The sequence below is a fragment of the Hydrogenophaga intermedia genome (assembly GCF_023715105.1).
Lineage (GTDB): Bacteria > Pseudomonadota > Gammaproteobacteria > Burkholderiales > Burkholderiaceae_C > Hydrogenophaga > Hydrogenophaga intermedia_A.
In genome coordinates this window covers 19,285-33,003 of record NZ_JAMBNO010000020.1, presented here as the reverse complement: position 1 = coordinate 33,003, position 13,719 = coordinate 19,285, and the positions used below count along the sequence as shown (strand labels likewise).

Here is a 13,719-nt window from a genome sequence, read left to right as displayed (position 1 = left end):
TCGCCGGAAGATGGAGCGCCCGTTGCAGAGCGGAACTCACGTCCGGTCCGGCCGGACCTCACTGACCTTGGCGAGCCGGAAAGCCCGGTCGTCGCCCTTGTAGTCCCACTGCTCGATCCGACAGCATCCCGGCGCCGCATCCGCGCCCCAGCGCAGCAGATTGACCGAGTTGGGCATGCCATCACGCACCCGGGACGACACGGCCGTGCCCGCCTGCACGACCCACAGCGAACGCGCCAGGCCTTGCAGCGGCATGACGTAGGGGAGGTGGATGTGACCGCCCATGACGAGGTCGGCACCGGCTTCAGCCCAAGGCTGCAGAGCGGCCGCATGCCCGCGCAGTCGGTTTGGCTCTTCCTCGGCACGCGTGACGGCTATGGGCTGGTGCACCACGACCACGCGCAGCTGCGCGGGGTCGGCATGCTCCACAAGTCGCGCGACACGGTCGATCTGCAGCGCGGATACCTCACCATCTTTGTGTCGCCAGGGTCGCGTGGTGTTGACGCACACCACCAGGAGTTCCGGGGAGCGGTGCACCGGCTCGAGGTCTATGCCGAACGCGGCGCTGTACCGCCCATACGGGCTGCGCAGGCGCGCCCACAGATCGAAGAGCGGGATGTCGTGGTTGCCTGGGACGGCCAGCACGGGAGCTCCCAGACGGTCCACGAACGAGCGTGCAGCCCGGAACTGGGCCGGACGCGCGCGCTGCGTGATGTCGCCCGACAGCACAACCACATCAGGACGCTGCTGGTGGGCCAGCGTGCCCAGGGCTTCGACGACCGCGCCCTGCTCGGTGCCGAAGTGCGTGTCGGAAATCTGCAGCAGGACGCTCAAGGCGCTGCCCCTTCGGCGCTGGATCGGGCGTCGACAACGGCAGCGTCGCGCTGTGGCATCAGCAGGTACAGTGGTTTGGCCAGCACCCGGAAGTCCAGCGGTGCGCGCATCATCGTCACTTCGCCATCGAAGGCCACCTTCACCCCGCTGCGGCCCTGCGGCAGCGTAGGCCGCACCACCAGGTGCTCGAACTCGAAGCGCTCGACGCCTGCGGCTTCACCCAGCCTGCCCATGGCGCCATGCAGCATCAGGCCGATCATCGACAGCGTTCCGATAGGCCGCAGCACGAGCGCGGCCATGCTGCCGTCGCCTGGCGTGCCGGCCAGGGTGTCATCGGGCTCGGCGCCGAACTGCTGCAGCTGCAGGCGGTTGTTGCCCACGAAGAGCGTCAAGGTCTGCATGTCGCGCACCTTGCCACCCATCTCGATGTGCAATCGCAAGCGGCGCTGCGCACGAAGCAAAGTCGCACAGGCTGCCACGAACGCCACCCAGCGGCTGCGACCGAAGCGGGCCTTGTAGGCTTCACGGTCTTCCAGCAGTTCAGGATAGAGCCCGAGACTGGCGTTGACCAGGAACACGCGGTCGTTGATGCCGGCCACTTGAACCGGCGCAGGCACCGAAAGCAGCAATTGGCGGACGGCATCGGCCGGGTCTGCGGGTATGCCGTGCGTGCGGGCAAAGTAGTTGAAGGCGCCCTGTGGCACCACGCCCATGGCGCAGCCCGCAGCGTGTGCAGCCTGTGCCACGGTGTTGAGCGTGCCGTCGCCACCGACGGCGACCACGGCCGTGCGGGTGGCGATCGCCCTCGTCGCCGCCTGGTGCGACACGCCAATCAACTCGGCGGGGCTGCAGAAGAGCAAGTCACCCCGCCGTCCACCCGCGCGCAGCGCGGCTTCGACGATTTCGCGCTTCGCCTCCGCGTCGCTGCTGCCCGCCGCCGCATTGACGATGAACTGCAGCGAAGACGTGGGGTCGATTTCCGGGAGAGCGGCCATGGCCCAAGGCGCGTTCAGGTCTTTTCCCGCGTCAAACGTTCTGCAAAAGAGATGCCGATGGCAGAGAGCACGAAGGTGAAGTGAATGACAGCCACCATCGTCACGATCTGGATATTCTCCAAAGTCAAATCGCCGCTCAGGTACGTCTTCAAGGCATGCACGCCTGAGATCGAGATGATGGCGAATGCAAGCTTCAACTTGAGGTTGTAGGTGTTGACGTGGTCCAGCCAGTCGGGCTTCTTCATGTCCTTCTTGTCGAAGTGCCCCGTGGTCACGAAGAGCGACACACCGGCGAGCGCGACCACCCACACCAACTGCGCCACCATCGTCATGTCCACCAGTTCGAGCACCTTGATGATCAGGTCGATCTTCTCGAGATCGCCGAACAGCAAGGTGCTCATCAGCTTGTAGGTTTCCAGCAGGAACTTTCCCAGAATGCCGAAGATGATCGCCACCAGACCCACATAGAAAAACAACATCGTGAATCTCATGCCGTAAAGCAGCGACCCGACCCGTGAAAGCAGCATTTCCATTCTTGTTTTCCTTGAAACAGAGCCGACAATTACGTCGAACAGCGAACCAGCCGAAGCTTCCTGCGCCACGCAGGCCAGCTCGCCCAGGCGACTGAAGCTGACCGAGGCGGACGATTTCAATCGTGGCGCAGCAGGTCACCGAAGACGGTGTGCTCGCCCTCCTTGCGATCGGCGCCAGGCGCGTCGTACAGCACGAGCCAGCGCGCCTTGCCGCCCGACAGCGCCGGCGGCAGGTCACAGATGGCTTCGGCACGGTTGGTGCCGCGACCATGTGGCAGGGGCACCGACTCGGTCAGCGCCGACTCGAAGCGCACCGGCTCGCGGTTCGCGGCCAGCAAGGGCCGGGCGGCGGGCCACTTGAAGACGCGGATGTCGCCGTTCAGCACCATCGTCGGGCCGGCCAGGATGTAGAGGTCGTCGCCGGAGAAGTGCAGGTCCCGCACGCCCAGGCCGTCGAGCTGCAGGAAGTGCTTGCGGATCAGCGTGCCGCTGTCGTCGAGGGGCGCCAGGCGCAGCTGGTCACCGCGGGTCTCGACCGCGACCTCGAGCAGCGCCGACCAACCGCGCAGCACCGGGCCGCGCAGGCCGAGCAGCAGCCGGCGGCCGTCCACGGCCAGGCCTTCGATGTCGAAGCCGTTGTCCTTTCCCGGGATGGCCAAATACGGTCCGAAGTGGGGGTCATCGGCGAGCGCACGGGTGAGCAGGTTCGTTTGCGCATCACCCTTCAGGCGCAGCGCCCGTCGGCCGTCCTTGGCCTGCCGTACCAGGCAGGGCTCGCCCTTGGCGTCAGGCTCGATGGGCAGGCAGGCCAGCAGGCGCCGATTGCCGTCGAGCGCCACCTTCGACAAGCGCTTGGCGTTGTCGGCGTGGTCCCGGTCCGGTTTGGCGTTCTTGCGCTTCAGGCCATGCGAGCCCACCAGCCACAGGTAACCGTCGGCCACGGCCATGCCTTCCAGATCGGCCTCTTCCCCGGCCGTGCCGGGCAGGTCCAGCAGATCGGCGAGCGGGAAGTCGCGCACCTCGCCGAAGCGCAAAGCCTCGCGCCCCACCGGGGCGAGCAGGCGCAGGCGGTCCAGGCCGCAGGCTTCGTCGCCCGCCACCCAGAGCCAGTCGCCGGTGAAGGCCGCGCCGGACAGATTCGATTGAACCAGGGAGTCAGGAGCGAACTCCAGACGGACGGCATTGGCGGTTCGAGCGTTGGGCATCTGGTGCTTCTCCAAAGGGTGACGGGCCAGCAGGCACGCGTGCTGCAATGCGTGCCGGCCTGAGCCGCCAAACCCCGAAGTCTGCGGCCGAAGCTCCTTCCTATGTTCAGGTTTATCCGATGTTCACGTTCTCGAAAGACTGCTTTTCCAGAACCGCCAGGCACCCCACATTCCGTCTGTCCCTCAACCGATGGAGATCCGTGATGCAAGTGCTCTTCAAGTCCCGCCATCCGCAAGCCACTGACTTGCGCGACCTGACCGAGCGCCGCGTGCGCTTCGTGCTGCGACGCCTGGGCTGGCTCGTGCCGCGCGCCGAGGTGCAGATGTCGGACGTGAACGGGCCGCGCGGCGGCATCGACAAGCGCTGCCAGGTGGAACTCCGGACCGATGGCGCCGGGTCGGTGGTCGTCGCCTCCGTGGCGAGCGACTGGCGCACGGCGCTGGACAACGCGCTGGCGCGTGCCGCGCGGTTCCTGATGCGCTTGTGGCGCCGGGGCAGTGACTCCCGTCGCATGCGCCAGCGCTTCATCGGTCACGAACGCTGAACTCGAACGACCTCAGGACTCGACTCCATGAACTCCATGACGCCCATCCCCTCGACCACTCGCCCGGAGACCGCGCATTCGGCGTCTATCGCCGCAGGCAACGCGACACCCACGGATGTCGTAGGTACGAGCCGTGTGCTGCGCAACACATACGCCTTGCTGTCGATGACGTTGCTGTTCAGCGCGGCCATCGCTGCTGCCAGCGTGACGTTCCAGCTGCCGGCGCCGGGCATCCTGCTGACCCTGGGCGGCTACTTCGGCCTGCTCTTTGCTGTCTACAAGTTCAAGAACAGCGGCTGGGCCTTGCCGGCTGTGTTTGCGCTGACGGGCTTCATGGGCTACTCCCTGGGGCCGGTGTTGGCCAAGTCGCTGGCACTGCCCGGCGGTGCACAGGTCGTGACGATGGCCCTGGCGGCCACGGGCGCCACCTTCCTGGCCTTGTCGGCCTGGGTCTTGACGACCCGTCGCGACTTCAGCTTCATGGGCGGCTTCCTGTTCGCCGGCATGGTCATCGCGCTGATTGCCGGCCTGGGCGCGGTGTTCCTGCAGGTTCCGGCGCTGGGCCTGGCCGTCGCCGCGATGGTGGCGCTGCTGTCGGCCGGCCTGATCCTGTACGAGACCAGTCGCATCGTCACCGGTGGCGAAACCAACTACGTGCTGGCCACCGTCGGGCTGTACGTCTCGATCTTCAACCTGTTCACGAGTCTGCTCAGCCTGTTCGGCTTCGGCAACTCGGATGAATGAACCCTCATCAGGAGCACCCCATGAAATGCCCCACCTGCACCGACACCGCACTCGTGATGAGCGACCGCCAGGGCGTCGAGATCGACTACTGCCCGCAATGCCGCGGCGTGTGGCTGGACCGCGGCGAACTCGACAAGCTGATCGAGCGCTCGGCGAGCCTGGCACCACCGGTCCCAGCCGGCAACGCGGCCGCCCGATCACAGCCCCAGTTCGCGGACTCCGATTACGAGCATGGTCGAGGCCAGCAGGGCGGCCGCAGGAAGTCCTGGCTAAGCAACATCTTCGACTGACCCGCGACCCACTGCACCCAAGGGAGACCCATGATGCGCAGTTATCCCGTGAACAGCCCGCAGGCCGCAGCCCGCATCGTCGCACTGACGGTGGTCGCCGATGGCGACATCGGCGACGCTGAGATCAAGTGGCTCGACCGCCTTGCCGTGCATGAGCAGTTGGGTCTGCCGCGGCATGAGTTGCACGCGCTGCTGGACACCTTCTGCGAGGATCTGCTATCCAGCGACCAGTTGAAGTGGGCCGACGCCTGCCCGGTGGACGAGCGCACGCTGGCGGACCTGATGGGTGAAGTCCAGGACCCCGCGCTACGGCTGAAGTTGCTGCGCTTGTGTGTCGAGCTTGCAGAAGTCGACGCGCATGTTGACGACGGTGAATCGAGCGTTCTAATCGCCGCGGTCGAGCATTGGGGCTTGCACCGTGAGATGTTTCGGCCGTCGTCTCGGAACTGACCGGCTCGCCCTGCCTGATCAATCCGAGGTGTGGGTCTGTGGGCTTTCGGCGGGGCGTGTCGGAAGTGCCCCATGGCGTGCCCATGATCGGGTCGAGATCGATGTTGGCTGTCCGCTATGGAGACACAACGGCTATGTCTGCTGATGGCCGAGTGCAGCCGCTCAGTTTTGGCGGCTGAGAGGCCGCTACCGCTGCATAGGCGACCATCATCTCCATGAGACTGCTCCAAGCTGATCCCGGAGGTTCGCGAGCGACCTGGCGCAAATGCGCGGCCTTCCAAGACAGCTGCCAACCAGTCCTATGCCCAGTAGTTGGAGGGGTTCAGCTTGCAAGCACCTGCCAATCGCACTAAGGAACGGACAGCAGATGTGCAGCGCTGATTCTGTGGACAGCCTGATCTGCGCGTTTGTCAACTGCAAGAAGGCAACTCCCAGCTTGAGCAATAGCGAGCGCGTCATTCTGAGTGGGGTTCTGCACCGAGGATGCCTGTAGCGCGCCGACAGCTCCCTACCGTAAAGGCGCGTCGCGTTAGCTGGAAAGCCGTCTGCCCAGGGCATCATGACCTTCACCGGTCTGTCAGGATAAGTTTGAGCGGACGCCAGACCCGCCAAGCAGGTCAGGGCGGCAATTGCGAGATTGACGTATACGGCTGAGAGTTTCATGGGGCGTCTCCTTTGGAGGTCCCATTATTCGAAGGGACGCCGAAAACCACTTACCCTGCACGGAACTAAATGGTCGCCCGCCGCTTTCAAGCGTGCAGCTTGTTTGCCTTCTCGCACCTCCACTTGGGTCGCAGCGGCGGCGGCAGGTGCTGCAAGCGCGCGCGGTAATTTGACGGTGTCCAGCCCGTATTCGCTCGCATGAAGCGGGTAAAGAGCGGCGGCGCGCTGAAGCCGAGGTCATAGGCGATGTCGCCGACCGAGCGTGTGGCGTCGCCGAGCAACACGAAAGCAGCTTCGAGCCGACGCATGTTGTAGAAGGCCCTCGGCGGCATCTGCGTGGCGCGCCGAAACAGCGTGAGAAAGTGTCGCTCGGAAATGCCGTAGGCGGCCGCCCGGCGCAACGAGCCGAACTCCTGCAGGTCGTCTAGGTCGATAGCCTCCGCCTCGCGCCCGATGTGTGCCTGCAATCCTGCGCGGCCCGCCGCCGGCAAGGCACCGTCGAGCAGCGGCGCCATGGTCAACTGCAGCTCGGACACACCGCGTTGGACGGCGCCCACTTCCGGCGTCTCGCGCAACAAGTCGGCCACCAGCTGCGCTGCGTTGTCGCGCCCCGCGCTTGACAAGCGCAGCAGCGGCAAGCGGTCCGTCCGAACGCCCTTGAATGGCAACTCGCCCGGCACGTCCATCTTAATAAGTATGAACCCCAATGCTCTGGCGGCCGACGGCTCGTCGATCTGGCGTGGAATGGCGTAAGTCTGCCGCGGGCGGATCACCGTGCCGTCAAACGGCCGCAGCGCACGCGTGACGCCATCCACCCGCACGATGAGGGCATCCGAATGCATGTTCACAAGAAGTTGCATGCAATCGCGAGCGTGGTCGGCCAGCTCGGCGCCCGCCGTCATCAGAGAAACGCGGCCGAACTCGCCTCCACAGTAGGCGAGATGAGGAGAGCGATCAGCGCCAGTCTGTTCGTTCAATGGGTTCTCCTCGTTCGTGCCGCCGGCACTAACGCTACACCGTTGCCTCCGTCCCCAGGATAACTGTGCTCTGGGCCGACAGGGTGCCGCCGTTGCCATGCGTGATGGCGGTGTCGCAGCCTGCCACCTGGCGGCGACCGCCCTCGCCCCGCAGTTGGCGCACGGCCTCGATCAGCACGAAGATTCCGAACATGCCGGGGTGACAATAGGACAGGCCGCCGCCGCTGGTGTTCACCGGCAGCAGGCCTCCAGGCGCAATGGTGCCGTCAGCGACGAAGCGGCCGCCCTCACCCTTGGGACAGAAGCCCAGATCTTCCAGGAACAGCAGCGTCGTGATCGTGAAGGCGTCGTAGACCTGCACCACGTCGATCTCGGCGGGCTTCAAACCTGCCATCGCGTACGCAGCGGCACCGGAGCGGACCGCGCCAGTCACGGTGAGGTCGGGCATGTTGCTGATGCTGTAGTGACTGACATCCTCGCCGACGCCTAGCACGTAGGCCGGGGGCTTGCGAAGCGTCCGTGCCCGGTCCGCTGAAGTGACGACGAGCGCGCCGCCACCGTCCGTCACCAGGCAGCAGTCCCGCACCGTCAGAGGCGTGCTGACCATGCGCGAGCTCAGCACATCGGCGACGGTCAGCGCCTCCTTTTCCCAGGCCTGCGGGTTGAGCAGCGCCCATTCGCGTGCGGCCACGGCCACCTGCGCGAGTTGCTCGCGCGTGGTGCCGTATTCGTGCATGTGGCGCGATGCGGCCAGCGCATACGAGCTGGCGGTGTACAGGGGCCGGTACGGTGATTCGTATGGATTGGCATCGGGCGCCGCAACATTGGCCCGGCCAAGGCTGCGCTGCGTGCTGGCATAGGTAATCAGCGCCACCTCACACAGTCCCGCCTGAATTGCGGCTTGGGCATGCGCGACCATCGACATGAAGCTGCAGCCGCCGATGTTCGTTCCGTCGTGGTAGCGCGGGCGGATGCCGAGGTACTCCGCCAAGGCCAGCGTCGGCATGCGGCTTTGCGAGGTGGTGGCGAACAGGCCATCCACGTCGCGCAGTGACAGGCCGGCATCGGCCAAGGCGCGCTGCGTTGCCTGCCCCATGAGGTCCAGGGGCGAGAGTCCAGTCGCCACTTCGCCCAGGTCCGATTCTGCGACGCCGACGATGGCGCAGGCACCTCGCTTGAGGCCGTTCTGCGTCATGCCGCCTCCGGCACGAAAACAGGGTATGGAGATGCGCCTTCTGGCGTGTGGACGCGCGCGCGCACGCGCAAACCGATGCGCACGGCTTCGGCGGGCACGTGCTCGACCCGGCTCATGAGGCGAAAGCCTTCGTCCATGTCGACCAGCACAACGTTGTACGCCGGCTCACCGCGAGGGCTGATCACAGTCACTGCATGCACCGTGCCCTTGCCCGCGCTCACGCGCCATTCGGGAACGTTGCCGGTTCCAGGCGCAATCACCCGGGGATAGAACACCGGCTGACCGGATGTAGCGTCGAATTGATACGCCAGTTCCCCGCGCTGGAGGTGGTCGCGGAACTGCGCGAGTGGCGAAGCGTCTGCGGTGATCGTGTCGAGGCTCATGGGATTCAGATGATGCGGTTGGCGCGATGGCGCGCGATCTCTTCGCTGCTCAGGCCGAGCAGTCCGCCGAGCACGTCCTCTGTGGCGTCGCCCAGGGTCGGCGGCGCGCGGTCGTACACGGGCGGCGTGCCTAGCAGGCGCAAGGGGCTGGCGATCGTCGACACCGTGTGGCCGTCGGGGCGGAGTAGGTCTACACGCAGTTTGCGGTGCCTCACCTGCGCGTCCTCGAAGACCTGGTGGTAGTCGTTGATCGGACCGCACGGCACACCGCAGGCCTCCAGCCTGGTCAGCCAGTCAGTGCGTTTGCGTTCGAGCATGGTTCGCGCCAGATCGGGCACGAGTTCTCCGCGCCCGGTGATGCGGCCGGTGACCTTGCTCCAGCGGGGATCGGCCGCGAGGTCCGGCCGCTCAATGGCCGCGCAGTATTGCTGCCACTGGCTGTCGTTGCCGACCGCCACGACGATCTCGCCGTCGGCGACGGTGAACACCTGGTAGGGCACGAGGCTCGCGTGCGCGTTGCCGAAACGGCCTGGCACCTTGCCGCTGGCGAAATAGCCCGTGACCTGATTCCCGCCCAGCGCCACGATGCAATCAAGCAGGGCCATGTCGATGTACTGGCCGCTGCCGGACACCGATCGGTACTGCAGAGCCGAGAGGATCGCGATGGTGGCGTACATGCCTGTCATCACGTCAGCGATGGCGATACCGGCCTTTTGGGGCCCGCCGCCGGGCAGGTCGTCGCGCTCACCTGTGATGCTCATGAGGCCGCCCATGGCCTGAAAGACGAAGTCGTAGCCGGGCTTGTGGGCGCTCGGCCCGTCCTGGCCGTAGCCCGTGATGGAGCAGTAGACCAGGCGTGGGTTGATCTGCGAGAGCGAGGCATAGTCGAGTCCGTAGCGCTTGAGGTCGCCGATCTTGTAGTTCTCGATCACCACGTCGCTCAGGGCCGCCAGCTTGCGCACCAGCTCCTGCCCCTCGGGGCGGGAGAGGTCCACCGTAACGGACTTCTTTCCGCGGTTGGCGGCGGCGTAGTACGTAGAGTCAGCCCCACCCTGGGCTCCTTCGACCCAGGGCGGGCCCCAGCTGCGCGTGTCGTCACCTGCACCGGGGCGCTCCACCTTGATCACCTCTGCACCCATGTCAGCGAGGTTCTGACTACACCAGGGCCCGGCCAGCACCCGCGATAGATCGAGCACGCGCAGGTGCGACAGTGCGCCCGGCCCCGCCGGCTGCGCCTTCTTCGTATCAGGCACTCCGGTCTCCCTACTCGATCTTGACGTTGGCGTCACTGATGACTTTGGCCCACTTGTCCAGCTCGGCATCGACGAATTCGGCGAACTGAGCCTGCGTCATGGAGCCTGGTTCGGCGCCCAGCTTCGCGAACTGCGAGCGGATGGCTGCGCCCTGCATTACCTGCAGGACGTCTCCGGCGAGCTTGTCGCGCAGCCTGGGCTCCATCTTGCCGGGCGCGTAGAGCCCGAACCAGGCCGTGGCTTCGAAGCCCTTGATGCCTGCCTCGTCGATGGTGGGAACGTCGGGCAGCGCAGCCGAGCGCTTGCGTGTCGTCACACCCAGGGCCCGCAGCTTTCCCGACTGGATGTGCTGCAGCACGCCCGGCACTGAGTCGAACATGATGGGGATCTGTCCGCCCAGCAGATCGTTGAGGGCGGGTGCCGCGCCTTTGTATGGAATGTGGAGCATGTCAACGCCCGCCATGGACTTGAACAGCTCTCCAGAAAGGTGGTTGGCGCCGCCCGTGCCTGACGACCCGAAATTCACCTTGCCGGGATTGGCTTTGGCGTATGCCACCAGTTCCTGCACGCTTTTGGCGGGGAACGAGGGGTGCACCACCAGCACGTTGGGGACGGCCGCCACCTGTGCAATGGGCGTGAAGTCGGTGCGCGTGTCGTACTTGAGGTTCTTGTACAGGCCAGGGTTGATCACGTGATGCGTGGCCGTGAGCATCAAGGTGTGGCCGTCGGCCGGCATGCGTGCCAACTGCTCCGAAAAGATGGTGCCGCTGGCGCCTGCCTTGTTGTCGACCACCACTGGCTTGCCCCAGCGCTCTCCGAGCTCCTTGGCAAGCTGCCGCGCGAGGATGTCTGTGGTGCCGCCCGGCGGGAAGGGCACGACGATCTTCACGGTCTGCGTGGGAAATTCCTGGGCATGCGCCGCCAGCGGCGCTGCGAAGGTCCACAGCAACGCCAGCGCCGCTGCCGCCAGCCGCGCCTGATAGGTCTTCATGTATTGCATCGTTGTCTCCTGTTGTCTGGGATGGGTAGCCAGCGTGGTGGCTTCAGTGGTCCAGGGGAATCTGGACCATCGCTTCGCCGACGGCCACGACCTCGCCGCGCTGGTTCTGAACCTGTACGTCGAGTACCAGCCAGCGACCTCCCTGCGTGTCTTTGCTGCTCTTGATGACTGCGCTCGGGGTGATGGTGTCCCCTGGCTTCACGGGCATCTTCCAGCGTGTCTCCAGGCGGCGCTGGACGCCGCCATGGGCATAAATCCAATCGGTGAGCATCTTGGTGATGACGCCGAAGTTGTTCATGCCATGCATGATGATTCCGCCAAAGTTAGTCTTGCCGAAGTCGCCCTTCATGTACTCGTCGTCGAGGTGCAGCGGATTGAAGTCCAGCGAGGCTTCGCAGAACGCACGGATCGATTCGCGCGTGGGAGAGAACGGCGAGCCCGTGATCTTGTGGCCGGATTCGAATTGATTGGAGGTGCTCATGTCGTCGTTCCTTCTCAGGCCGGGCGGATGGTCTGACCGCGCCCGGAGCAGATGACTTGGTTGTGCTGGTTGAAGAAGACGTTGTCGTGCACGACGAACAAGCGGTCCTTCTTGATGAACTTGTCGAGCGCGCGCGCCTCGAGGCGGATGGTGTCACCCGGACGCGCGGGAATGTTGTAGCTCCATGACTGGCCCGCGTTGACGGTGCCGGGGCTGCGCATCCAGTCGTCCGCCGGGGTGCAGGCGAACATCAGCAGGATGTGGATGGTCGGCGGCGCGATCAGCCCCTTGTACGGCGAGGATGCGGCGTACTCCTCATCGAAGTACAGCGGATGGTTATCACCCACCACACGGCAATACTTGTGGATCGCCTCGAGCGTGAGCGTGTAGGGGATGGTCTTTCGCGGTTCACCGGGAACGATCTCTTCCCAGGTCTTGCGCAACCCGTTGTCCTTCCAGAAGTCGGTTTCGAAAGTTTGTGCGGTCATAGCTACCAGTTCAGGGGTTGAAAAGTTCGGCGGCACCCGCTAGAATGTCCGCCTAGCGGTTATTTACGTCCGCCTGATGATCATTATTGGCCGCTTGACGGCCAACTGTCAAACGAAAAGCATGGCAACCCCAGAAAGCGAATCCTTCGTCCGCACCTTTGCGCGCGGCCTGAAAGTCATCGAGGTGCTCGGCCAGGGCCCAGGAGGCCTGACGCTCGCCGAGGTCGCGGACGGCGTCTCGCTGCCGCGCACGGCGGTGCGCAGATTCCTGCTGACGCTGATTGATCTGGCCTTCGTGCGTACTGACGGCAAGCGCTACTGGCTTACCCCACGCGTGCTGCGCCTCGGGCTCTCCTACCTCTCCACGCTGCCCTACTGGCGCGACGCGCAACCTGCGCTGGAGGAGCTGTGTACGCGCGTGCAGCAGTCCTGCGCACTGTCAGTGCTGGACGGCGAGGAGCTCGTCTACGTGCAGCGGCAGCACGCCAAACGGATCCTTCCCATGAGTCCAAGTCTGGGCAGCCGTTTGCCAGCCCATGCCGTGTCGATGGGCCGCGTGCTGCTGGCAGGGCTGCCGGACGATGAACTGGAGGCTTACCTTGCCAGCGCGAAGTTCGTGGCGCTGACGCCGACAACGCTGACAGATCGCGATCAGATGCGCGAAGCCATCCTCACCATCCGGCATCAGGGCTGGGGCTGGGTGGATGGCGAACTGGATGAATCGATTTGTGGCTTGGCAGTGCCAGTCAGAGACCGAGGCGGCGCCACGATCGCTGCGTTGAACGTCAGCCTGCCTTCGGGCGAGTTCACACAGCAGCAAGCAGTGGAGAGCTTTCTGGGCGAACTGCGAGTCGCAGCCTCACGGCTTCGAGCGACCGACCGTTGAGCGCGCAGAGGCAATCCTGTCAGCCCTCACGGGTCCGCTACGTGGCTCACATCTGCGCGCTGCACCGCCAGCACCACGTGAGAAATCAGCAGGCTCGGTAGCACCGACCGACGGAGTTTGAGTCGCAAGAACTCTGGCGGCGAGTCAGGTCAGTCGCATCAACTGTGACACCAGGAGATTCAGCCCTGTGGCGCGAAGTCTCGCAAGCCTTTGATTTCTAGGGCGCGCCAGATCAAATACTGTGGCGCCCTACGGCTCACGTAGGGCGCCGCACTAAACGGAACTGGCGCCAAAGTGCTGCGACTGGAGGTCGCTAGTTGTTGCTACCGCCCAATTTCGCGCCAAAGTTTTCGCCTACTGGCGTTGGCAATTGGGTTTGGCTGCAGCCTTCCCACAGCGCCCAGGACGACAGAGTCAAGGCCGTCTATGCAGCGTCCTCGGACACTGGGATGCCACGCGTGAACGCTCCTTCGGTCTAAATGCTGCCGGTTCTCGGTCGCCATAACGTGTGGTCACCCTTGCTCCAAGTCTGCGCAGAGGGTACATCGGCGATACGCGTACGGCTGGCTGACAGAAGCGAGTTCCTCGGCTACGATCGCCCGTAGTCAAAGACTTACCTGCTCTGCTGTATGCAGGCGGACTGTTCGGAGACCTTCCAGGTGGCCTGGTGTTCTTCGCCTTCATCATCTCAATGTTGGAGTTCAAGTTCTCACTCACGGCGCAAGCTGAGAAAAGGAGCATGAAATGAAGATTCAGTTAAGCCTGAAATGCAAGTGTTCTGGTGCCAGGTCTCTGGG

General features: G+C 64.7%; 16 protein-coding genes. 5 read left to right on the top strand and 11 right to left on the bottom strand.

The window, feature by feature from the left end:
- Positions 1-36: 36 nt before the first annotated feature.
- From M3149_RS17735 to M3149_RS17720, 4 genes are read right to left on the bottom strand one after another with little or no spacing between them, the layout of a single operon-like run.
- The gene (locus M3149_RS17735; RefSeq protein ID WP_011829318.1) at positions 37-834 is read right to left on the bottom strand and encodes a metallophosphoesterase family protein; all 798 of its coding nucleotides are present in this window, start codon (positions 832-834) and stop codon (positions 37-39) included.
- Entirely contained in the window at positions 831-1,829 is a 999-nt protein-coding gene (locus M3149_RS17730; RefSeq protein ID WP_166228623.1) for a diacylglycerol/lipid kinase family protein, read from the bottom strand. The genes M3149_RS17735 and M3149_RS17730 overlap by 4 nt, the downstream gene beginning before the upstream one ends.
- Before the next feature lie 14 nt (positions 1,830-1,843).
- Complete coding sequence (locus M3149_RS17725) at positions 1,844-2,482, bottom strand: YqhA family protein (protein ID WP_237706384.1); 639 nt, start codon at positions 2,480-2,482, stop codon at positions 1,844-1,846.
- Positions 2,479-3,567, bottom strand: coding sequence for a DUF3616 domain-containing protein (locus M3149_RS17720; RefSeq protein WP_011829321.1), 1,089 nt, complete (start codon positions 3,565-3,567; stop codon positions 2,479-2,481). The genes M3149_RS17725 and M3149_RS17720 overlap by 4 nt, the downstream gene beginning before the upstream one ends.
- Before the next feature lie 203 nt (positions 3,568-3,770).
- Between M3149_RS17720 and M3149_RS17715 the strand changes: the two genes are divergently transcribed.
- The 4 genes from M3149_RS17715 to M3149_RS17700 are packed head-to-tail and all read left to right on the top strand — an operon-like array spanning position 3,771 to position 5,596.
- A complete protein-coding gene (locus M3149_RS17715; protein ID WP_041929608.1) occupies positions 3,771-4,112 on the top strand; it encodes a hypothetical protein in 342 nt (113 codons plus the stop codon).
- Positions 4,113-4,139: 27 nt separating this feature from the next.
- Positions 4,140-4,856, top strand: coding sequence for a Bax inhibitor-1/YccA family protein (locus M3149_RS17710; RefSeq protein WP_011829323.1), 717 nt, complete (start codon positions 4,140-4,142; stop codon positions 4,854-4,856).
- Positions 4,857-4,876: 20 nt separating this feature from the next.
- Entirely contained in the window at positions 4,877-5,146 is a 270-nt protein-coding gene (locus tag M3149_RS17705) for a zf-TFIIB domain-containing protein (protein ID WP_011829324.1), read from the top strand.
- Positions 5,147-5,194: 48 nt separating this feature from the next.
- A complete protein-coding gene (locus tag M3149_RS17700) occupies positions 5,195-5,596 on the top strand; it encodes a TerB family tellurite resistance protein (RefSeq protein WP_251710826.1) in 402 nt (133 codons plus the stop codon).
- Positions 5,597-6,345: 749 nt separating this feature from the next.
- Here the strand turns inward: M3149_RS17700 and M3149_RS17695 are convergent.
- The 7 genes from M3149_RS17695 to M3149_RS17665 all read right to left on the bottom strand — a co-directional run bounded on the left by M3149_RS17695 (position 6,346) and on the right by M3149_RS17665 (position 12,036).
- On the bottom strand, positions 6,346-7,161 hold the full coding sequence (locus M3149_RS17695) for a helix-turn-helix transcriptional regulator (RefSeq protein ID WP_251710825.1): 816 nt from the start codon (positions 7,159-7,161) through the stop codon (positions 6,346-6,348).
- Positions 7,162-7,270: 109 nt separating this feature from the next.
- Positions 7,271-8,431: an acetyl-CoA acetyltransferase gene (locus tag M3149_RS17690; RefSeq protein WP_251710824.1), complete on the bottom strand. Its 1,161-nt coding sequence runs from the start codon at positions 8,429-8,431 to the stop codon at positions 7,271-7,273.
- The gene (locus M3149_RS17685) at positions 8,428-8,814 is read right to left on the bottom strand and encodes a Zn-ribbon domain-containing OB-fold protein (RefSeq protein ID WP_251710823.1); all 387 of its coding nucleotides are present in this window, start codon (positions 8,812-8,814) and stop codon (positions 8,428-8,430) included. The genes M3149_RS17690 and M3149_RS17685 overlap by 4 nt, the downstream gene beginning before the upstream one ends.
- Positions 8,815-8,819: 5 nt before the next feature.
- Positions 8,820-10,067 (bottom strand): CaiB/BaiF CoA transferase family protein, encoded by a 1,248-nt coding sequence (locus tag M3149_RS17680; RefSeq protein ID WP_251710822.1) that lies wholly within the window; start codon positions 10,065-10,067, stop codon positions 8,820-8,822.
- A gap of 10 nt (positions 10,068-10,077) precedes the next feature.
- The gene (locus M3149_RS17675) at positions 10,078-11,067 is read right to left on the bottom strand and encodes a Bug family tripartite tricarboxylate transporter substrate binding protein (protein ID WP_251710821.1); all 990 of its coding nucleotides are present in this window, start codon (positions 11,065-11,067) and stop codon (positions 10,078-10,080) included.
- A gap of 43 nt (positions 11,068-11,110) precedes the next feature.
- Entirely contained in the window at positions 11,111-11,548 is a 438-nt protein-coding gene (locus tag M3149_RS17670) for a MaoC family dehydratase (protein WP_251710820.1), read from the bottom strand.
- A gap of 14 nt (positions 11,549-11,562) precedes the next feature.
- Positions 11,563-12,036: a MaoC family dehydratase gene (locus M3149_RS17665; RefSeq protein ID WP_251710819.1), complete on the bottom strand. Its 474-nt coding sequence runs from the start codon at positions 12,034-12,036 to the stop codon at positions 11,563-11,565.
- 76 nt (positions 12,037-12,112) lie between these two features.
- On the opposite strand from M3149_RS17665, the gene M3149_RS17660 reads away from it, so the two are divergent.
- Positions 12,113-12,922: an IclR family transcriptional regulator domain-containing protein gene (locus tag M3149_RS17660; RefSeq protein ID WP_251710818.1), complete on the top strand. Its 810-nt coding sequence runs from the start codon at positions 12,113-12,115 to the stop codon at positions 12,920-12,922.
- Positions 12,923-13,719 lie beyond the last annotated feature (797 nt).

Bases quoted from the DNA above. Each gene is read 5' to 3' on its own strand.
- M3149_RS17720 (WP_011829321.1), bottom strand. From the start codon at position 3,567: ATGCCCAACGCTCGAACCGCCAATGCCGTCCGTCTGGAGTTCGCTCCT.
- M3149_RS17660 (WP_251710818.1), top strand. From the start codon at position 12,113: ATGATCATTATTGGCCGCTTGACGGCCAACTGTCAAACGAAAAGCATG.
- M3149_RS17670 (WP_251710820.1), bottom strand. From the start codon at position 11,548: ATGAGCACCTCCAATCAATTCGAATCCGGCCACAAGATCACGGGCTCG.
- M3149_RS17695 (WP_251710825.1), bottom strand. From the start codon at position 7,161: ATGACGGCGGGCGCCGAGCTGGCCGACCACGCTCGCGATTGCATGCAA.
- M3149_RS17675 (WP_251710821.1), bottom strand. From the start codon at position 11,067: ATGCAATACATGAAGACCTATCAGGCGCGGCTGGCGGCAGCGGCGCTG.
- M3149_RS17685 (WP_251710823.1), bottom strand. From the start codon at position 8,814: ATGAGCCTCGACACGATCACCGCAGACGCTTCGCCACTCGCGCAGTTC.
- M3149_RS17730 (WP_166228623.1), bottom strand. From the start codon at position 1,829: ATGGCCGCTCTCCCGGAAATCGACCCCACGTCTTCGCTGCAGTTCATC.
- M3149_RS17665 (WP_251710819.1), bottom strand. From the start codon at position 12,036: ATGACCGCACAAACTTTCGAAACCGACTTCTGGAAGGACAACGGGTTG.
- M3149_RS17690 (WP_251710824.1), bottom strand. From the start codon at position 8,431: ATGACGCAGAACGGCCTCAAGCGAGGTGCCTGCGCCATCGTCGGCGTC.
- M3149_RS17710 (WP_011829323.1), top strand. From the start codon at position 4,140: ATGAACTCCATGACGCCCATCCCCTCGACCACTCGCCCGGAGACCGCG.
- M3149_RS17715 (WP_041929608.1), top strand. From the start codon at position 3,771: ATGCAAGTGCTCTTCAAGTCCCGCCATCCGCAAGCCACTGACTTGCGC.
- M3149_RS17705 (WP_011829324.1), top strand. From the start codon at position 4,877: ATGAAATGCCCCACCTGCACCGACACCGCACTCGTGATGAGCGACCGC.